Annotated in this window: 11 protein-coding genes and 1 tRNA gene; 8 read left to right on the forward strand and 4 right to left on the reverse strand. The window is 66.1% G+C overall.

Annotated features, from left to right (window positions below):
- Positions 1-95: 95 nt before the first annotated feature.
- Positions 96-1,463: an FhaA domain-containing protein gene (locus tag EGT50_RS11630; RefSeq protein WP_127954670.1), complete on the reverse strand. Its 1,368-nt coding sequence runs from the start codon at positions 1,461-1,463 to the stop codon at positions 96-98.
- A 186-nt stretch (positions 1,464-1,649) separates the two neighbouring features.
- Between EGT50_RS11630 and EGT50_RS11635 the strand changes: the two genes are divergently transcribed.
- The 8 genes from EGT50_RS11635 (at position 1,650) to EGT50_RS11670 (ending at position 17,004) form a co-directional block, all read left to right on the forward strand.
- Positions 1,650-1,735 (forward strand) — tRNA-Leu (locus EGT50_RS11635).
- 551 nt (positions 1,736-2,286) lie between these two features.
- Positions 2,287-6,873 (forward strand): glutamate synthase large subunit, encoded by a 4,587-nt coding sequence (gene gltB / locus EGT50_RS11640; protein WP_127954671.1) that lies wholly within the window; start codon positions 2,287-2,289, stop codon positions 6,871-6,873.
- Positions 6,866-8,332 carry a glutamate synthase subunit beta gene (locus EGT50_RS11645; protein WP_127954673.1) on the forward strand — a complete coding sequence of 489 codons (1,467 nt, stop codon included), beginning with the start codon at positions 6,866-6,868 and terminating at the stop codon, positions 8,330-8,332. Before gltB ends, EGT50_RS11645 begins: the two co-directional genes overlap by 8 nt.
- A gap of 297 nt (positions 8,333-8,629) precedes the next feature.
- Complete coding sequence (locus EGT50_RS11650) at positions 8,630-10,324, forward strand: Ig-like domain-containing protein (RefSeq protein ID WP_127954675.1); 1,695 nt, start codon at positions 8,630-8,632, stop codon at positions 10,322-10,324.
- Between the two features lie 32 nt (positions 10,325-10,356).
- Positions 10,357-12,072, forward strand: coding sequence for an Ig-like domain-containing protein (locus EGT50_RS11655; protein ID WP_235870709.1), 1,716 nt, complete (start codon positions 10,357-10,359; stop codon positions 12,070-12,072).
- A 220-nt stretch (positions 12,073-12,292) separates the two neighbouring features.
- Positions 12,293-14,038, forward strand: a complete 1,746-nt coding sequence (locus EGT50_RS11660) for an Ig-like domain-containing protein (RefSeq protein ID WP_127954679.1) — start codon at positions 12,293-12,295, stop codon at positions 14,036-14,038.
- 32 nt (positions 14,039-14,070) lie between these two features.
- The gene (locus EGT50_RS11665; RefSeq protein ID WP_235870710.1) at positions 14,071-15,801 is read left to right on the forward strand and encodes an Ig-like domain-containing protein; all 1,731 of its coding nucleotides are present in this window, start codon (positions 14,071-14,073) and stop codon (positions 15,799-15,801) included.
- Between the two features lie 288 nt (positions 15,802-16,089).
- A complete protein-coding gene (locus EGT50_RS11670) occupies positions 16,090-17,004 on the forward strand; it encodes a cutinase family protein (protein WP_127954684.1) in 915 nt (304 codons plus the stop codon).
- 3 nt (positions 17,005-17,007) lie between these two features.
- Here EGT50_RS11670 and EGT50_RS11675 read toward each other — a convergent pair whose 3' ends face one another.
- Genes EGT50_RS11675 through EGT50_RS11685 form a run of 3 tightly spaced genes read right to left on the reverse strand, consistent with a single transcriptional unit; the run spans position 17,008 to position 20,123 of the window.
- Entirely contained in the window at positions 17,008-17,811 is an 804-nt protein-coding gene (locus EGT50_RS11675) for an SDR family oxidoreductase (RefSeq protein WP_127954686.1), read from the reverse strand.
- The gene (locus tag EGT50_RS11680; RefSeq protein WP_127954688.1) at positions 17,808-19,469 is read right to left on the reverse strand and encodes an FAD-binding dehydrogenase; all 1,662 of its coding nucleotides are present in this window, start codon (positions 19,467-19,469) and stop codon (positions 17,808-17,810) included. The genes EGT50_RS11675 and EGT50_RS11680 overlap by 4 nt, the downstream gene beginning before the upstream one ends.
- A 3-nt stretch (positions 19,470-19,472) precedes the next feature.
- Positions 19,473-20,123, reverse strand: a complete 651-nt coding sequence (locus tag EGT50_RS11685; protein ID WP_127954690.1) for a TetR/AcrR family transcriptional regulator — start codon at positions 20,121-20,123, stop codon at positions 19,473-19,475.
- Positions 20,124-20,185 lie beyond the last annotated feature (62 nt).

Below are 20,185 nucleotides of genomic sequence, written 5' to 3' on the forward strand. Positions count from 1 at the left end.
ATGTGGGAATTCACTGGCAGTGATCATGACCTACCGTCGCGCCCGGTGTTCCGGGCGACGGTCTCGTGTGGCGGCTCGATTGGCCTGTGGTGTCGTCAGAGGATGCGTACCAGGATTTCGGAGTGGCCGACGCGGATCACATCACCGTCGGCGAGCTGCCAGTCCTGCACCGGTGCACCGTTGACCGTGGTGCCGTTGGTGGAACCGAGATCGGCGAGCATCGCCATCTGACCGTCCCAGCGGACGTCGAGGTGGCGGCGTGAGACGCCGGTATCCGGCAGTCGGAATTGTGCCTCCTGCCCGCGTCCGATGACGTTGCTGCCCTCGCGCAACTGGTAGTAACGGCCGCTGCCGTCTTCGAGTTGCAACGTCGCGGTGAAGGTACGACCCGCATCGGGGGCGTAGCCGGCCTGGTAGCCCTGGTCGTACCCCTGCCTGCCGTACGCCGGGTTGTACCCGCCCTGGTCGTACCCCTGCTGGTAGTCGCTCTGCCGGTAGTCGGCGTAGCCCTGCTGGTCGTAGCCCTGTTGGTCGTCGCCCTGCCGGTAGTCGGCATAGCTCTGTTGGTCGTAGCCCTGCTGGTCGTAGCGCCCCTGATAGCCCTGCTGGTCGTAGCCCTGCTGGTCGTAACCCTGCTGGTCGTAACCCTGCTGGTCGTAACCCTGCTGGTCGTAACCCTGCTGGTTGTAGTCCCGGTGGTACCCGGGGTACTGGCCTGGGTATGGCTGCTGGGCGTCGTAGTGCTGATAGTCCTGCTGCTGGTAATCGGACTGGTAGCCGCCCTGCTGCGGGTAGCCGGCGTCCTGCGGGTAGCCGCCCTGCTGCCCCGCGCCGTACGACTGGTCGAAGCGAGGCTGCTGCGCGTAGCCCGGTGGGTAGTCCTGCTGGTACCCCTGTGTCGGTTCGGGACCCGGGTGCGCGTTGCCGTTGCGTGGCTGCTCGTGCTCCTGGGTGCGATCCCGGGGGTCGCGGCCAGGTTCGTATCCGGAGTTCTGCGTCATGGGGCCTGCTCCTGGGGTCGGTGAATCGGGGACTGGGGTACGTCTCGCGCGGGGATCTGGTCCTGGCGCGCCGACCGTACCGCGACTCGCGTCCGGATCGACCGATCCCCTGGTTCGAAACTGCCCGGTATGTAGCGTCGTCGACGGTTCGAAACGGATGTCGATGTCACCGTACGTCTGCCACCCCTGGTCACGAATGTATCCCTCGAGGTGTCGGGCGAAGGACTTCGCAGTCAGTTCATGATCCGATGCCAGCTTCTCGTGATCGGACTCGTTGATCGTGATCACGTAGCTGTTGGGTACGAGTTGGTGGCCCCCGTCGAGTCGCTGAACGCGGTCAGCAGCTTCTTGCTGCAGCGCAGCCTCTACTTCTCGAGGTACCACGCCCCCGCCGAAGACTCGCGCGAAGGCATCACCAACAGCACCTTGAAGCTTGCGCTCGAAGCGTTGAACGATCCCCACGGCATGAACCTTGCTGTTGTCTTTCGCGGTCAATCTGCGTGTCGCGGCGTGGCCGCTTGCCTCTGCATGATATCTGGACAGCACCACCGCGGGGGTTCGGTCGCGTGCCGGACCCCCTTCCTCCGTGCCCAGCCTGCGCGAATCGTCGTCCTGGTGAGCTGCGTGCTAATGTTTGCGGCGTCGCTCGGGCGAGTGGCGGAATGGCAGACGCGCTGGCTTCAGGTGCCAGTGTCCTTCGGGACGTGGGGGTTCAAGTCCCCCTTCGCCCACCACACATACTGAGGCCGCGGGTTCTCCGGAACACCGCGGCCTCAGTCGTTTCGTCACTCGTGATGAGCCTGGCCGCCCATTCCTTCGGGCTCCGTGCGGGATTCAGCCGGCGTCGACTAGGAATGGGGCATACGGCCCGAAACAAACCCGACACCGCAGCGACATCCGACCGCAGCACCGCGGTGAAACGATCGCGTCCGTGCCGTGACTCGCCACGCCCTTCGCCCGTGTAACACAGCTCCAAGCTGTGACGTGCGTCTGCATTCCCCCTGCGTGAGGGGATAAACACAAAGGTCACGGCTTGGAGAGGGAAAGCTGGCTTGCGCTGCTCCTAGGGGTGTGAATTAACCTTCTCACAACACGCTGGACTCACAAGCGTCTGAAATGCCCAGAGCAACGTTGCCGGGGCAGACCTCAGTCCAGCACGGAGGCTCAACGGAGAGCCCCTCTCGGTCGGTGCCGAACACAACGTCGTGTCGGCACATGCTCTGCAGTTGGATGACCATCAGTGCCGCTGGTCGTCGGTGCATCTACGCATACGAAGGCAGTAGGTATGAAGCATCTTCCCGGGCCCCAGGGGCTCTATCACCCGGCAAACGAACACGACGCCTGTGGCGTCGCTTTCGTCGTCGACATGCACGGTCGTCGTAGTCGGGACATCGTCGAAAAGGCGATCACGGCGCTCGTCAACCTCGAGCACCGCGGTGCCGCGGGTTCCGAGCCCAACACCGGTGATGGCGCCGGGATCCTGCTGCAGGTCCCGGACCGCTTTCTGCGCGCCGTCGTCGACTTCGAGCTGCCTGCCGAGGGCGCGTACGCCACGGGTATCGCGTTCCTTCCCCAGGGTGAGGCCGCCGCGGACGAGGCCGCCTCGAGTGTCGAGAAGATCGTCGCCGAGGAGGGCCTGACGGTTCTGGGCTGGCGCGGGGTCCCCACCGACGATTCGTCGCTCGGCACGCTCGCGCGTGACGCGATGCCGACGTTCCGTCAGGTGTTCATCGGCTCGATCGACGACTCGGTCACCGGGATGGACCTCGAGCGTCGTGCGTACGTTGTCCGCAAGCGCGTCGAGCACGAGCTCGGTAACCGCGGCGCCGGCGCGGACGGCCCGGGCCGCGAGACGGTGTACTTCCCGAGCCTGTCCGGACAGACCTTCGTCTACAAGGGCATGCTCACGACGCCGCAGCTCAAGGGCTTCTACCTCGACCTGCAGGACGACCGCCTCGAGAGTGCGCTGGGCCTGGTCCACTCGCGTTTCTCGACCAACACGTTCCCGTCGTGGCCGCTGGCGCACCCGTTCCGCCGCGTCGCCCACAACGGCGAGATCAACACCGTCAGTGGCAACGAGAACTGGATGCGGGCCCGCGAGGCGCTCATCGAGTCCGATGTGTTCGGTGAGGGCGCGGTCGAGAAGATCTTCCCGGTCTGCACTCCCGGCGCGTCCGACACCGCCCGCTTCGACGAGGTGCTCGAGATGCTGCACCTCGGCGGCCGTAGCCTGCCGCACGCCGTGCTGATGATGATCCCGGAAGCCTGGGAGCGCCACGAGAGCATGGATCCGGCCCGCAGGGCGTTCTACGAGTACCACTCGACGCTCATGGAGCCGTGGGACGGTCCGGCATCGGTGTGCTTCACCGACGGCACCGTCGTCGGCGCCGTGCTCGACCGAAACGGCCTGCGCCCGTCGCGTGTTTGGGTCACCGAGGACGGCTTGGTCGTCATGGCATCCGAGGTCGGTGTCCTCGACATCGCCCCCGAGAAGATCGTGCGCCGCATGCGTATGCAGCCCGGCCGCATGTTCCTGGTCGACACCGCCCAGGGCCGCATCATCTCGGACGACGAGATCAAGTCGGAGCTCGCCGCCGAGCACCCCTACCAGCAGTGGCTCGACGAGAACTTGGTCCGGATCGAGGACCTGCCCGAGAACAAGTACACGTACATGACCCACGACCGGGTCGTGCTGCGTCAGCAGATCTTCGGTTTCACCACCGAGGAGGTGAACCTCCTCGTCAAGCCGATGGCCGCCAGCGGTATCGAGGCGCTGGGCTCGATGGGCACCGACACGCCGATCGCGGTCCTCTCGGCACGCCCGAGGATGCTGTTCGACTACTTCCAGCAGCTGTTCGCGCAGGTGACCAACCCGCCGCTCGACGCGATCCGCGAGGAGATCGTCACCAGCCTGGGCGGCACGCTCGGACCGGAGTCCGACCTGCTCCACCCGTCGGCCGAGTCGTGCCACCAGATCGCGCTGTCGCAGCCGATCCTGCACAACGACGACCTGTCGAAGCTGATCCACGTCAACGACAACGGCCAGTACCCACACTTCCGCAGCGTCATCGTCCGTGGCCTGTACCCCGTCGCACAGGGCGGAGAGGGGCTGCGCAAGGCGCTGGACACGGTGCGAGAGAAGGTCTCCGAGGCGATCGCCGGCGGTGCCCGGATCATCGTGCTGTCGGACCGTGAGTCCAACGAGAAGTACGCGCCGATCCCGTCGCTGCTGCTCACCTCGGCGGTGCACCACCACCTGGTGCGTGAGAAGACCCGCACCAAGGTCGGCCTGATCGTCGAGGCCGGTGACGCCCGCGAGGTCCACCACATGGCTGCGCTGCTCGGCTTCGGTGCCGGCGCGGTCAACCCGTACATGGCTTTCGAGACGATCGACGAGTTGCTGCGCGGCAACCAGTTGCCGGGGGTGACGCTCGACAAGGCCGTCGCGAACTACATCAAGGCCGCAGGCAAGGGCGTGCTCAAGGTGATGTCCAAGATGGGCATTTCGACGCTCGCGTCGTACACCGGCGCCCAGCTGTTCCAGGTCATCGGACTTTCGCAGGAGCTCGTCGACGAGTACTTCAGTGGCCTGCGCTCCAACCTGGACGGCATCGGCCTCGACGAGATCGCAGCGGATGTCGCCGCGCGCCACGCCAAGGCGTACCTGGACCGTCCCGAGCTGCGGGCGCACCGTGAGCTCGAGGTGGGCGGCGAGTACCAGTGGCGTCGCGAGGGCGAGTACCACCTGTTCAACCCGGACACGGTGTTCAAGCTGCAGCACTCCACTCGCACCGGCCAGTACGAGATCTTCAAGGAGTACACGAAGCTCGTCGACGACCAGTCGGAACGTTTGGCGTCGCTGCGTGGCCTGTTCAAGTTCAAGACCGGTGTGCGCGAGCCCATCTCGATCGACGATGTGGAACCCGCCAGCGAGATCGTCAAGCGCTTCTCGACCGGAGCGATGAGCTACGGCTCGATCTCGGCGGAGTCCCACGAGACGCTCGCGATCGCGATGAACCGTCTCGGTGGCCGATCGAATTCCGGTGAAGGCGGCGAGCACCCGTCGCGGTTCACGCCGGACGAGAACGGTGACTCGCGCCGGTCGGCGATCAAGCAGGTCGCGTCGGGCCGCTTCGGTGTCACGTCGCACTACCTGAGCAACTGCACCGACATCCAGATCAAGATGGCGCAGGGTGCGAAGCCGGGTGAGGGTGGCCAGTTGCCGCCGCACAAGGTGTACCCGTGGGTTGCCGAGGTGCGTGGCTCAACCCCGGGCGTCGGCCTCATTTCGCCTCCGCCGCACCACGACATCTACTCGATCGAGGATCTGGCACAGCTGATCCACGACCTGAAGAATGCCAATCCCGCGGCCCGCATCCACGTCAAGCTGGTCTCGGAGCTCGGTGTCGGCACCGTTGCCGCGGGTGTGTCGAAGGCCCACGCCGACGTGGTCCTGATCTCCGGTCACGACGGTGGTACGGGTGCGTCGCCGCTGACCTCGCTCAAGCATGCGGGGGCCCCGTGGGAGATCGGCCTGGCCGAGACCCAGCAGACGCTGCTGCTCAACGGGCTTCGTGACCGCATCGTGGTCCAGGTCGACGGTCAGATGAAGACCGGCCGCGACGTCATGATCGCGGCACTCCTCGGCGGTGAAGAGTTCGGTTTCGCGACCGCGCCGCTGGTGGTCTCGGGCTGCATCATGATGCGTGTGTGCCACCTGGACACCTGCCCGGTTGGTGTGGCGACGCAGAACCCGGTGCTACGCAAGCGCTTCACCGGTAAGCCCGAGTTCGTCGAGACCTTCTTCATGTTCATCGCCGAGGAGGTGCGTGAGCTGCTCGCCGAGCTGGGCTTCCGCACACTGCAGGAGGCCGTCGGCCAAGTCGATCTCCTCGACACCACCGAGGCGATCGAGCACTGGAAGGCGTCCAAGCTGGACCTGTCGCCGATCCTGCACAAGGTCGAGTCCGCGTTCGCGGACCAGGACCTGTACTGCTCGGGTACGCAGGAGCACGGCCTCGAGAAGGCGCTCGATCAGCAGCTCATCCAGCAGGCGCGTCCGGCCCTCGACAAGGGCGAGGCCATCGCGTTCGAGTCGGAGATCACCAACGTCAACCGAACTGTCGGCACCATGCTCGGCCACGAGTTGACGAAGGCTTACGGTGCGGAAGGCCTGCCGGACAACACGATCGACATCACCTTCACGGGTTCGGCCGGCAACAGTTTCGGTGCGTTCGTGCCCAAGGGCATGATGATGCGGTTGCACGGTGATGCCAACGACTTCGTCGGCAAGGGGCTGTCCGGTGGGCGGATCATCGTCCGCCCGCCGCTGCAGACGGCCGAGGGTTTCGTACCCGAGGAGAACATCATCGGCGGCAACGTGATCTTGTTCGGTGCCACCAAGGGTGAGGTCCTCATCCGCGGCATCGTCGGTGAACGTTTCGCAGTCCGCAACTCCGGCGCCACCGCTGTCGTCGAGGGTGTGGGCGATCACGGTTGCGAGTACATGACCGGCGGAAAGGTGGTCATTCTCGGCAAGACCGGACGCAACTTCGGTGCCGGCATGTCCGGCGGTGTTGCGTTCATCTTCAACCCGGACCGTGATTTCGGGGCCAACCTCAACACCGAGTTGGTCGATCTCGAGGATCTCAGCGTCGAGGACTTCGAGTGGCTGAAGGGCGCCATCGAGCGCCACCGTGACGAGACCGGATCCGAGGTTGCGGCTCGGATCCTCGCCGACTGGTCCCACCAGAAGGCACATTTCGCGAAGGTCATGCCGCGCGACTACAAGAAGGTTCTCGTCGCTATCGAGACCGCGAAGAAGAACGGAACGAACGTGGACGACGCAATCATGGAGGCAGCTCGTGGGTGATCCAAGCGGCTTTCTGAAGCACACGTCGCGCGAGCTGCCCATCCGCCGTCCGGTGCCGCTGCGCCTGATGGACTGGAAGGAAGTCTACGAAGACTTCAGCCCTGAGACCCTTCGGACCCAGGCCAGTCGATGCATGGACTGCGGTGTCCCGTTCTGCCACAACGGTTGCCCGCTCGGAAACCTCATCCCCGAGTGGAACGACCTGATCTTCAAGGGTCAGTGGCGCGAGGGCATCGATCGGCTGCACGCGACCAACAACTTCCCCGAGTTCACCGGTCGACTGTGCCCGGCGCCGTGTGAGGCGTCGTGTGTGCTCGGCATCAACCAGGACCCGGTCACCATCAAGCAGGTCGAGGTCGAGATCATCGACCGCGCCTTCGACGAGGGTTGGGTCCAGCCGGTGCGCGCGTCGCACATCACCGGAAAGAAGGTTGCCGTCGTCGGCTCCGGGCCGGCGGGTCTGGCTGCCGCACAGCAGCTCACGCGCGCCGGCCACTCGGTGACGGTCTTCGAGCGCGACGACCGCATCGGCGGTCTGCTCCGCTACGGCATCCCCGAGTTCAAGATGGAGAAGCGCCACATCGACCGCCGTCTGGCGCAGATGGAGGCCGAGGGCACGGTGTTCCGCACCGGCGTCAACGTCGGTGTCGACGTCACCGCCGAGCAGCTGCGCGAGCAGTTCGACGCGGTCGTCCTCGCCGGTGGTGCCACCGAGGCGCGCGACCTGCCGATCCCGGGGCGCGAGCTCGAGGGCATCCACCAGGCGATGGAGTACCTGCCTATCGCGAACCGCGTGCAGCTGGGTGACATGTCGGAGCCCACGATCACGGCGAAGGGCAAGAAGGTCGTCATCATCGGTGGCGGTGACACCGGTGCCGACTGCCTCGGTACCGCGCACCGCCAGGGTGCCGAGAGCGTGCACCAGTTCGAGATCATGCCGCGGCCGCCGGAAGAGCGTGCCGATTCCACTCCGTGGCCGACGTACCCGCTGATGTACCGCGTCTCGTCCGCACACGAGGAAGGTGGCGAGCGCGTCTTCGCGGTCAACACCGAGGAGTTCATCGGCCGAACGGACGAGCAAGGGCGACAGGTAGTTGCCGGACTCGAGGCGCACGAGGTCAAGATGGTCAGCGGCCGCTTCGAGAAGGTCGAGGGCACCGACTTCGAGCTCGAGGCCGACATCGTCTTCCTGGCGATGGGCTTCGTCGGCCCAGAGAAGCCGGGACTGCTCACCGACCTGGGTGTCGACCTCACCGAGCGCGGAAACGTGGCTCGTTCGTCCGGGTGGGAGACCAACGTTCCCGGTGTGTTCGTTGCCGGCGACATGGGCCGCGGTCAGTCGCTGATCGTGTGGGCCATTGCCGAGGGCCGCTCCTGCGCGGCCGCAGTCGACAACTTCCTGGAGGGCTCGACGGCGCTACCCACGCCGATCGTGCCGACCAGCGCTCCGCAGCGCTGATCACGGCGGGGGCCGCCAGCGTCGTCCCCGCACTTCTCGCGGATCCGAAAGGCTCCGTTTCACGCTTCGCCTCGCGTGAAACGGGGCCTTTCCCCATTCCCATGAGATTCCCATGAGCTCTTCTTGAACAAACGCCCAGAAAACCCTTCTGCAACGATCCTGCAACGGATAGAGTGCAGCCTTGTGTGATGCATCACCACGCCAGCCCGCCGGGTCGGGAAGGCGGGTTCCCAAGGAGGATTAGTGTTTTCGTCTACCCTTCGCAGAGTCGCGAGTCCGGTACTCGCTGCAGGTTCTGTGATCGCAGTGTTACTCGGTGCCGGTGTCGGCACCGCCGCGGCATCTGAACCGCCGCCGTCGAGCAATACCTACAACGAGGACCAGTTGGGGGTGACGAAGGAGGTCGTCGGCAGCAATGTGGTGCACCCCGGTGACGTCGTCACCTACAAGACAACGGTCAGGCACCGCAACAACGGCATCCGGTTGTCGATCTCCGAGATCCGTGACATCCCCCCGGCCGGGTTCGAGCTGATCCGCAACAGTGTGAAGGTCACGTACGTCAACTGGACCGACAAGTACAACATCGCCTACAACTCCGACGGCGGTATGACCGTTACGTGCAAGGACCGGTGCACCTTCCTGGTCGGTGGTTTCGACCTCGTCGACGGCGAGACGGTGGTCGTCGAGGCGTCCTACCGGGTGCCGGCCAATGCGCAGTTCGGGGACTACGACAGCGGCACGCTGGTCGGAGTGAGGACCTGGGGAGACCCCCACCGCGGCGGTAACCCGTTCGGTGTGTTTGTGCGGGTCGAGGATCCGAACGTGAACACGACGACGACGCTGGATGCGCCGGCGGCGGCGAAGACCGGTGAGCCGGCCACGCTGACGGCCACCCTGGATCCGTCGAACGCGGACGGCCGGGTGCAGTTCAAGGACGGTGGCGCCGATATCGGTTCGCCGGTCGATGTGGTGGGCGGTGTCGCGACACTGTCGCACACGTTCGACACGGTCGGCGCGCACGAGATCACCGCGAACTTCCTGGCGGACTCGGGCTTCTACGACTCGACGTCGGCGCCGGCGACGGTGGATGTGACCGCCGATACCTCCACGGCGCTGCAGGTTCCGGCTACCGCCTTGGTCGGTGAGGACGTGACCGCGACGGCATCGATCACTCCGGATACGGCCACGGGCCGGGTGCAGTTCAAGGTCGACGGCGAGAACTACGGTCAGCCGGTCGCTGTCGTGGACGGCGCGGCGAGCCTCACCCGTTCCTTCCCGGAGGCCTTGTCACACAGCATCACCGCCGAATTCGCCGGCACCGGTGGCTACCTCAACTCCGTTTCCTCGCCCGCCGAGATCACCGTCAACGATCCCGACTGGGGCACCACCACCACGGTCGTCGAGCCGGTGACCGCGGTGACCGGCACGCCGGTCAACCTGTCGGCGACGGTGCTGCCGATCCCGTCCGGTGGTGACGTGCGGTTCCTGGTCGACGGTGTCGAGGTCGGGACCGCGCCGGTGGGTACCGCCGACGGTGTCGCGGTGCTGCCGCACACCTTCGAGGTCGCGGGCACGGCGAACGTGGTCGCCGAGTTCACCGGCACCGCCGGGTTCGAGCCGTCGGCGTCGGCCGGATTCACTGTCACCGTCACCGATCCCGAGCCTGCGCGCACGGAGACCCGGACCCTGCTCGAGGTGAGCGGTAAGACCGCGGTCGGCCAGCAGGTGACATTCACCGCGACCGTCGATCCCGGCACCGCCGATGGCACGGTCGAGTTCCGCTCGGGGACCACGGTGCTGGGCACCGCCGAGGTCGTCGACGGTGTCGCGACGCTGACCCACAGCTTCGACGTGGTCGGCACCCACGCGGTGACGGCGAGCTTCGTCGGCGGTCCGGACTTCGCGGACTCGGTGTCGGGCCCGACGGTCCTCACCGTCGGTGAGGATTCCGGACCGGGCCCGCTGGGCTCGCTCGAGGGACTCTTCGGCTGAGTATCCGAAACCACCATCAATCAGGAGAAATTGTGCAGCAGAGCAGAATTCGCCGGCTCGCCGCTCCGATCGGTATCGGAGCTCTGGTCGCCGGCCTCACCATGACGGGCGGAATACCCGCTCAAGCAGCACCGGTAACGACCACCTTCAAGACCACCTGCCAGGTGACACCGTCGGCGGTGGCGGGTCCTGTCACGGAATCACAGGAAGCCTCGGCAACCATCGATGCGCCGGCCAGCGTCGACGCCGGTGAGGACTTCGAGATCGCCGTCCAGCCGGGGCCGGTCGGCTTCCCCGACTCGGCGTCGGGCGCATCGATCCAGAACGTCTCTCGTATCAAGCTAGACATAGAAATTCCGGAGAACGCGGAGTATCTGGGTGCCGAGGTGGTGCCAGGTACGTCGGTGGGACTGAGCGGCGTCGCCCCGAACGTCCTGCGGATCAACGACAGTGGACAGGTGGATCCGAACGGTCCCTACCTGCGACTGTCCGGCAACAACGAGGTCATCGGTAACAGCCCGTCGTCGAGCATCAACAGCGAGGGCGGCATCAAGGTCGTCGCGACCGGCAAGAACATCGATGGCAGCACCAACCCCGACGGCTACACCTACTTCCAGCTCCCGCAGGTCAAGGTTCTGTTAAAGGCCGGCGAGTCGGGTGCAGTCGACCTCAAGCTGCGTTCCAGCGGGGGTGCAGGAAATTTCAACGACGACAAGAACTTCCTGACGTTCCTTCCCAAGGCGAGCCTCATCATCACCGCATGGGCACCGACGCGATGCAGCCCGCGCGACAGTGCGGGCGGCCCGCTGAACGAGGGTGCGGGCCCGCTGGCATCGGTGCAGATCATCGAGGCGGACAAGGAGACCACCACGACGATCTCGGGTCCGGATGCGGCGAAGAACGGCGCCCCGGTCACCTTGACCGCGAACATCGACCCGGCGCCGTCGGGTGGCACCGTCGAGTTCTCTGACTGGGGCACCCCGATCGGGGAGGCCGACGTGGTCGACGGTTCGGCGTCGATTGAGCACACGTTCGACTCCGATGGCGATCACTCGATCACGGCCGTGTTCTCCGGCAGCGACGGCTTCATCGGCTCCACCTCGGCGCCGAAGACGATCAACGTCAGCACCGACGACGTCGCCACCAGCATCGCGATCGTCTCGCCGGACAAGGCGTACGTGGACCAGGACGTGAACCTGTCCGCGCAGGTGACCCCTGCCGTGCAGGGTGGCACGGTCGAGTTCGTCGTCGACGGTCAGACCCTGACCGCCGAGGTCGGCGCCGACGGTGCGGCGATCGCGCCGTACACGTTCACCAACACCGGTACGCACCGGGTGATCGCTCGCTACTCCGGCACCGATGGCTTCGCTGGATCTGTGTCGCCGGCCTTCCCGGTGAGCGTGACCAACGCGCCGCCGGAGGACGTGCTCACCACGACCACGCTGGATCCGGTCGGCACGGTGACTCCGGGCAGCCCGGTTGTTCTGGTCGCGACCGTCGATCCGGCGAACGCGAACGGTAAGGTCCAGTTCAAGCTCGGTAACGCGCCGCTCGGTGCGCCGGTCGACGTTGTCGACGGCGTCGCGACGCTGCCGACGACGTTCTTGAACGCCGGAACCTACAGTGTCACAGCCGAATTCGTTGCATTCGCTGGATTCGTCGATTCGGCTTCGGAGCCACAGGAATTGACGGTGCCCGAGCCACCAACGACCAGCCCGTTCGGCAGCCTCGAGGGATTCGGTTCCTGAGCATTCAGTTCCTGAGCACGGATAGCTGCCACAAGCAGCACTGACCCCGGGGGTGTCATCGCAGACTGCGGTGACACCCCCGGTGTCTCATGGTCGGACGTCTAACTGAACGGATGACCAGAAAACGCCTTTGCAACGAACTTGCAAAGGCTAGGGTGCAGCTTTGTGTGATGCATACAACACCGCCGGGTCGGGAGGCGGGTTCCCCCAAGGAGGATGAGTGTTTTCGTCAACCCTGCGCAGAGTCGCGAGTCCGGTACTCGCCGCAGGCTCTGTGATCGCATTGATACTCGGTGCCGGTGTCGGCACCGCCGCGGCCGCGCCGCCGCCGCCTTCGAGCAATTCCCAGGACACGGGCAGGTTGTTGCTGACGAAGGAGGTAGTCGGCAGCAATGTGGTGAACCCCGGTGACATCGTCACCTACAAGACAACGGTCAGGAAGCACAACGACGACCAGGTCCGGTTGTCGATCGCCCATCTGCGGGACATGCCCCCGGCTGGGTTCGAGCTGATCCGCAGCAGTGTGAAGGTCACGTACACCACGTGGACCGACAAGCACAACATCGCCTACAACTCCGACGGCGGCGTGACCGCGACGTGCAAGGACCGGTGCACCTTCCTGGTCGGTGGTTTCGACCTCGAGAACAACGAGACGCTGACCCTCGAGGCGTCCTACCGGGTGCCGGCCAATGCGCAGTTCGGAGACTACGACTCCGGCGCATTCGCCGAGGTCCGGGTGTGGGACGACGCGGGCAGCAACCCGTTCGGTGTGTGGGTGCGGGTCGAGGATCCGACCGTGAACACGACGACGACGCTGGATGCGCCGGCGGCGGCGAAGACCGGTGAGCCGGCCACGCTGACGGCCACCCTGGATCCGTCGAACGCGGACGGCCGGGTGCAGTTCAAGGACGGTGGCGCCGATATCGGTTCGCCGGTCGATGTGGTGGGCGGTGTCGCGACACTGTCGCACACGTTCGACACGGTCGGCGCGCACGAGATCACCGCGAACTTCCTGGCGGACTCGGGCTTCTACGACTCGACGTCGGCGCCGGCGACGGTGGATGTGACCGCCGATACCTCCACGGCGCTGCAGGTTCCGGCTACCGCCTTGGTCGGTGAGGACGTGACCGCGACGGCATCGATCACTCCGGATACGGCCACGGGCCGGGTGCAGTTCAAGGTCGACGGCGAGAACTACGGTCAGCCGGTCGCTGTCGTGGACGGCGCGGCGAGCCTCACCCGTTCCTTCCCGGAGGCCTTGTCACACAGCATCACCGCCGAATTCGCCGGCACCGGTGGCTACCTCAACTCCGTTTCCTCGCCCGCCGAGATCACCGTCAACGATCCCGACTGGGGCACCACCACCACGGTCGTCGAGCCGGTGACCGCGGTGACCGGCACGCCGGTCAACCTGTCGGCGACGGTGCTGCCGATCCCGTCCGGTGGTGACGTGCGGTTCCTGGTCGACGGTGTCGAGGTCGGGACCGCGCCGGTGGGTACCGCCGACGGTGTCGCGGTGCTGCCGCACACCTTCGAGGTCGCGGGCACGGCGAACGTGGTCGCCGAGTTCACCGGCACCGCCGGGTTCGAGCCGTCGGCGTCGGCCGGATTCACTGTCACCGTCACCGATCCCGAGCCTGCGCGCACGGAGACCCGGACCCTGCTCGAGGTGAGCGGTAAGACCGCGGTCGGCCAGCAGGTGACATTCACCGCGACCGTCGATCCCGGCACCGCCGATGGCACGGTCGAGTTCCGCTCGGGGACCACGGTGCTGGGCACCGCCGAGGTCGTCGACGGTGTCGCGACGCTGACCCACAGCTTCGACGTGGTCGGCACCCACGCGGTGACGGCGAGCTTCGTCGGCGGTCCGGACTTCGCGGACTCGGTGTCGGGCCCGACGGTCCTCACCGTCGGTGAGGATTCCGGACCGGGCCCGCTGGGCTCGCTCGAGGGACTCTTCGGCTGAGTATCCGAAACCACCATCAATCAGGAGAAATTGTGCAGCAGAGCAGAATTCGCCGGCTCGCCGCTCCGATCGGTATCGGAGCTCTGGTCGCCGGCCTCACCATGACGGGCGGAATACCCGCTCAAGCAGCACCGATAACGACGTCGTTCAAGACGGCATGTCTCGCCACACCGAATACTTCGTTGGCTGGTCCGGAGGCGCTCGTGGAGACCGGTTCGGTCATCGTCGACGCGCCGGCCAGTGTCAACGCCGGTGAGGAGTTCGACGTCACCATCCAGCCCGGGCCGATCGGCTTCCCGAGAGACGTGTCGATTGCAACCATCTCGGACGTCTCTCGGGTCAAGATCGACGTCGATGTTCCGCAGAACGCGGAGTTGGTAAGCGCCGAGGTCGTGCCGTTCACGTCAGTGGGGCTGAGCGGCGTCGCCCCGAACGTCCTGCGGGTCGACAGCAACGGGAACGTGGATCCGAACGGCTCCCTCCTGCGGCTGTCCGGCAACAACGAGGTCATCGGGAACGGCCCGTCGTCGAGCACCACCAGTACGGGCGGAATCAGGGTCGTCGCGACTGGAAAGGATATCGACGGCAACCCCACCTCCAACGGCTACACCTACTTCCAGCTCCCGCAGGTCAAGGCACGATTGAAGGCTGGCGACTCGGGCACCGTCGAGCTCAAGCTGCGCACCAGCGGTGCCGCAGGGAACTGGAACGACAACAAGAACTTCCTGACGTTCACGGCGAAGCTATCCGCGCCACTGGTCGGCACCGTGTGGGCGCCGACCCGTTGCACCCCGCGGAATGCTGCGAACGCGGGTTCACCCCTCAATGAGGGTGCGGGCCCGCTGGCATCGGTGCCGATCATCGAGGCTGACAGGGAGACCACCACGACGATCTCGGGTCCGGACGCGGCGAAGATCGACGCCCCGGTCACCCTGACCGCGAACATCGACCCGGCGCCGTCGGGTGGCACAGTGGAGTTCCTGGACTGGGGCACCCCGATCGGTGAGGCCGACGTGGTCGACGGTTCGGCGTCGATCGAGCACGCATTCGACTCCGAGGGCGATCACTCGATCACGGCCGTGTTCTCCGGCAGCGACGGCTTCACCGGATCCACCTCGGGGCCGAAGACGATCAACGTCAGCACCGACAACGTTGCCACCAGCATCGCGGTGGAGTCGCCGGACAAGGCGTACGTGGGCCAGGACGTGAACCTGTCCGCGCAGGTGACCCCTGCCGTGCAGGGTGGCACGGTCGAGTTCGTCGTCGACGGTCAGACCCTGACCGCCGAGGTCGGCTCGGATGGTGCGGCAATCGCGCCGTACACGTTCACCAGCACTGGTACGCACCGGGTGATCGCGCGGTACTCGGGTACCGATGGCTTCTTGGGATCGGTCTCGCCGGCCTTCCCGGTGAGCGTGACCAATGCGCCGCCGGCCGACGTGCTCACCACGACCACGCTGGCTCCGGTCGGTACGGTGCCCAACGGCAGCCCGGTGACGCTGGTCGCGACCGTCGATCCGGCGAACGCGAACGGCAAGGTCCAGTTCAAGCTCGGTAACGCGCCGCTCGGTGCGCCGGTCGACGTCGTCGACGGCGTCGCGACGCTACCGACGACGTTCTTGAACGCCGGAACCTACAGTGTCACCGCCGAATTCGTCGCATCCGCCGGGTTCGTCGATTCGGCTTCGGAGCCACAGGAACTGGTGGTGCCCGAGCCACCGACGACCAACCCGTTCGGTAGCCTCGAGGGATTCGGTTCCTGATCCTCCGGTTCCCGATCGCTGATAGCTGCCACAAGCAGCACTGACAACACCGGTGGGGTGTCACCGCGGACTGCGGCGACACCCCACCGGTGTGTTGTTCTCGGGAGGAGGGAAGTACGTTTCGCCCACCCCTGGGTAACGTACGTTTACCGAACGTGCATCGTCGCGCAACGTGGACCTGCCAACATACGATATGTTGCGTCTGTCGCAGGCGTTGTCACAGTAGGGACGTTACGGCCGTGGTCAGGGAAGTGACCACGTCGATCGAGCGAGTGGGGTGCGGTGTCGATGCGTGTGAAGAGGGTTCTGTCCGGGTTTGGGGCTTGTGTCGTAACGGTTTTCGGTTCCGTGGTCGCGGTCGGAGCGGGGACGGCTCAGGCCGCGCCGGCATGCCCGGACCTGCACGTCGTCGCCATCCCGGGGACCTGGGAGACCACGACCGATCCGGGTGCGCATCGCGGTCCGGGCATGCTCGGTGCGGTCACCGATCCTCTGCCTGACTCGGTAGGCGTCGATTACGTCACCTATGCGGCGACGGCGTTCCCGTGGGAGACCGAGGTGTACGGGGCGTCGAAACGGCAGGCCGTCGACAACGCCCGCGGGATCATCGCGGACGTTGCGCAGCGTTGCGACAACACGAACTTCGCACTCGTGGGCTACAGCCAGGGTGCGGATGCGGCAGGCGATCTGGCCGCCGAGATCGGTACCGGTCTGGGCGTGGTGCCGTCGTCGCGGATGGTTGCGGTGGGACTGCTGTCCGACCCCCGCCGGTCGGAGGGCGACACGTTGATCGGACCGCCGGTGGTGGGCAATGGTTCGGGCGGACCACGCATCGGGGGCTTCGGAATGGTCACGCCGCAGACCCGCACCTTCTGCGTGGCCGGGGACCTGTACTGCTCCACCCCCAAAGACGACTTCGTCACCCGGCTGGCCGGGTTCTTGGCGCAGAATTCGTCACCGGTGGCGCCGTTGACCGGGAAGACCATGCAGGAGGCGATGGTGATCGCGGATGATCTCATGGCGGCCGGCGGGATGTCGGCCCTGGACGCGCAGTCGTCGGACGGCGCCAACCAGGACCGCGTCGACAGGCTCAGCGAGTTCTATGGGTCCCAGGTCCATCAGGATTACCGGCAGTACGTCGTCGACGAAAACGGGGCGACCGCGACGTCGTGGCTGGCGAACTGGCTGAACTCCCTCGCCTGAGGCTCACTTCAACCCGTGGAACCTCGCCATCATCTTCTCCACGGCCGTTCGTGGGGCGAGCCGGCGGGCGGTGAACACCAGCGGTGCCTTGTTCCCGACCGCGTACAGGGGTTTCGGCTTGTTCGCCTCGATGGCCTTGACCACTAGTGCAGCGACCCGGTCGGGCCGGATGCCGAGGTCTTCGTTGCGCCGCATCCCTTTCGAGACGATCGCGTAGTCGGCCGTGTACGGCGAATCGTCGCCGATGTACCGGGTGCGGCGGTCACCGATGCCGGTGGCGATGGTCCCAGGTTCGACCGTGGTGAGCCACACGCCGAACGGACTCAGCTCGCGCCTGGCGGCCGTCGCGAATCCTTTCAGCGCGCATTTCGAGGCCACGTAAGACGACCGGAACGCCAGCGGGAAGCTCGCGAGCATGGAACCCACCATCACCACGCGGCCGTAGCCGCGCTCGCGCATGCCCGGCAGGAGCAGCTGCGTCAACTGCACTGCGCCGAGTACGTTCACCCGGAAGAGCCGATCCATGGCGTCCAGTGGCAACTCCTCGAGTGGACCCATCTGACTCTCGCCCGCGTTGTTGACGAGGATGTCGACGTCGCCGACGGTTCGCGCGCACGCCTCGATACTCGACCGGTCCATGAGGTCGAGCGCCACGTACTCGACTCCTGCAATCCGCGAACTATCTTGCAGTGCATCGGGGTTGCGCGTGGTCCCCAGGACGCGATAGCCGCGAGTGGCCAGCGCACGGGCCACCTCGAGGCCGATACCCGACGACGCGCCCGTCACGAGCGCGGTACGGCCGCTCATCGGAGGCTCCGGCCCAGTGCGCGTCCGGCCGCCCGGCCCGAGAATATGCAGCCGCCGAGGAACGTGCCCTCGAGCGCGTTGTAGCCGTGCACACCACCACCGCCGAAGCCCGCGACCTCACCGGCGGCGTACAGGCCCTCGAAGACGGTGCCGTCAGGGCGGATCACCTGTGAGTCCAGGTTGGTCTCGAGCCCACCGAGAGTCTTGCGGGTGAGTAGATTGAGGCGCACCGCGATCAGCGGTCCATGCGCCGGGTCCAACAGGCGGTGTGGCTTGGCGACGCGGATCACCTTGTCCGCGCGATAGGTTCGCGCATTGCGGATCGCCATTATCTGCATGTCCTTGGAGAAGGTGTTCTCGATCTCGCGGTCGCGGGCGACGATCTCGCGCTCCACCTGCTCGTAGTCGAGCTTCGCGTCGGGTGTCAGGGCATTCATGCCGTCGACCAGGTCGCGCAGGTTGTCGCGGACAATGAAGTCCTCGCCGTGGCGCTTGAACGCTTCCACCGGTCCGGGTGCTCCCTTTTTCACGCGGCCGAGCAGCAGCTTCAAGTCCTTGCCGGTCATATCGGGATTCTGTTCGGAACCCGAGAGCGCGAACTCCTTCTCGATGATCGACTGTGTTAGGACGAACCAGGTGTGGTCGTGTCCGGTACCCAGGATGTGCTCGAGGGTCGCGAGGGTGTCGAAGCCGGGGAACAGCGGCACCGGCAGGCGCTTTCCGGTGGCATCGAGCCACAGCGACGACGGACCCGGGATGATTCGGATGGCGTGGTTGGGCCAGATCGGGTCCCAGTTGACGATGCCCTCGGTGTAGTGCCACATCCGATCACGGTTGACGATGTTGCCGCCGGCGTTCTCGGTGATCTCGAGCATCCTGCCGTCGACGTGCGCGGGCACACCGGTGATCATCCGCTCGGGTGCGCGACCCAGCCGCTCGACCGGCCAGTTCTTGCGCACCAGTTCGGGATTGCCGCCGATGCCACCGGACGTGACGACGACCGCTTGTGCGCGCATCTCGAATTCGCCTGCAGGCGTGCGCGACGACTTGACACCGCGCGGCTCGTTCGACGCTTCGAGCACGGTGCCGCGCACCCCCACGACGGCACCGCCCTCGACGATCAACTCGTCGACCTGGTGCCGGTACCGGAAGGTGACCTGGCCGCGGCTGGCCGCGTCGAGCACCGGGTCGCGGAACACCCGGACCACCTCGGGGCCGGTGCCCCAGGTGATGTGGAAGCGGGGCACGGAGTTTCCGTGGCCGGAGGCGAGGCCGCCGCCGCGTTCGGCCCAGCCGACGTTCGGCATGACGCGTAGCCCGAGGTCGTGGAGGTAGGCGCGCTTCTCGCCGGCGGCGAAGTCCACGTATGCCTCGGCCCATTGGCGCGGCCAGTGGTCCTCGCGATCACGGTCGAAACCGGCGCTGCCGAGCCAGTCCTGCAGGGCCAAGTCACGGGAGTCCTTGATGCCCATGCGGCGCTGCTCGGGGCTGTCGACGAAGAACAGCCCGCCGAGCGACCAGAACGCCTGTCCACCGAGGTTTTCTACGTTCTCCTGCTCGACGACGAGGACCTTGCGGCCGGCCTTGACCAGTTCGTGGGTCGCGACCAGACCTGCCAGTCCCGCTCCTACGACGATGACGTCGGCTTGTTCTGCCACGGCCTATCTCCTGTCCGTATCGGTGCTGCTGTAATTGCTGACGACGGTGACGAACAGGCGCTGGCGCGCTTGCCGGACCGTCTCGTTTCCGGGTTCCATCAGGATCTGCACGGTGGTGCCGTCGTGGAGCGCGACCAGGGCGCGGCCGAGGGCTTCGCGGTCGGTGACCCGGCGTCCCACGGTGGCGAGGGCGTCCTCGACGATCGGCAGGATCGTGTGCAAGATGGCGTCCTCGCGTGCCGCCATCACACGTTTGAGGGCGGGGTTCCGCAGCGCGTGGGCGGTGAACTCCGCGGTGATCCGGTACCACGCGTCGTCCACGGGGATTGCCGCGAGCACGAGTTCGACCGCGGTCTCGACCGTCGTGGGCCTCGGTTGTACGCCGGAATCGGCGAGAGAGGCGCGGATGTTGTCGAGCATGCGAGCCGACTGACGTTCCCACATCGCGAGGAAGAGTTCGTCGAGCGAGGTGAAGTTCGAGTAGAACGCGCCGCGCGTGTAGCCGGCCCGTTCGCAGACCTGCTCGACGGTGGAACGGCCGAATCCCTCCTCGGCGAACACCTCGCCGGCGGCGTCGAGGAGGCGCTGGCGCGTCTCCGCGCGGCGTTTCGTGACACGTCTCGGGCGGGGTGCATCCGTCGTCAGGTCGGACATGTGTGCTGGTCACCCCTCTTTCCGGTGTCGCGGGCCATCCGATACGAAACTGTATCCGATGT

The sequence above is a fragment of the Rhodococcus xishaensis genome (assembly GCF_004011825.1).
Classification (GTDB): Bacteria; Actinomycetota; Actinomycetes; order Mycobacteriales; family Mycobacteriaceae; genus Prescottella; species Prescottella xishaensis.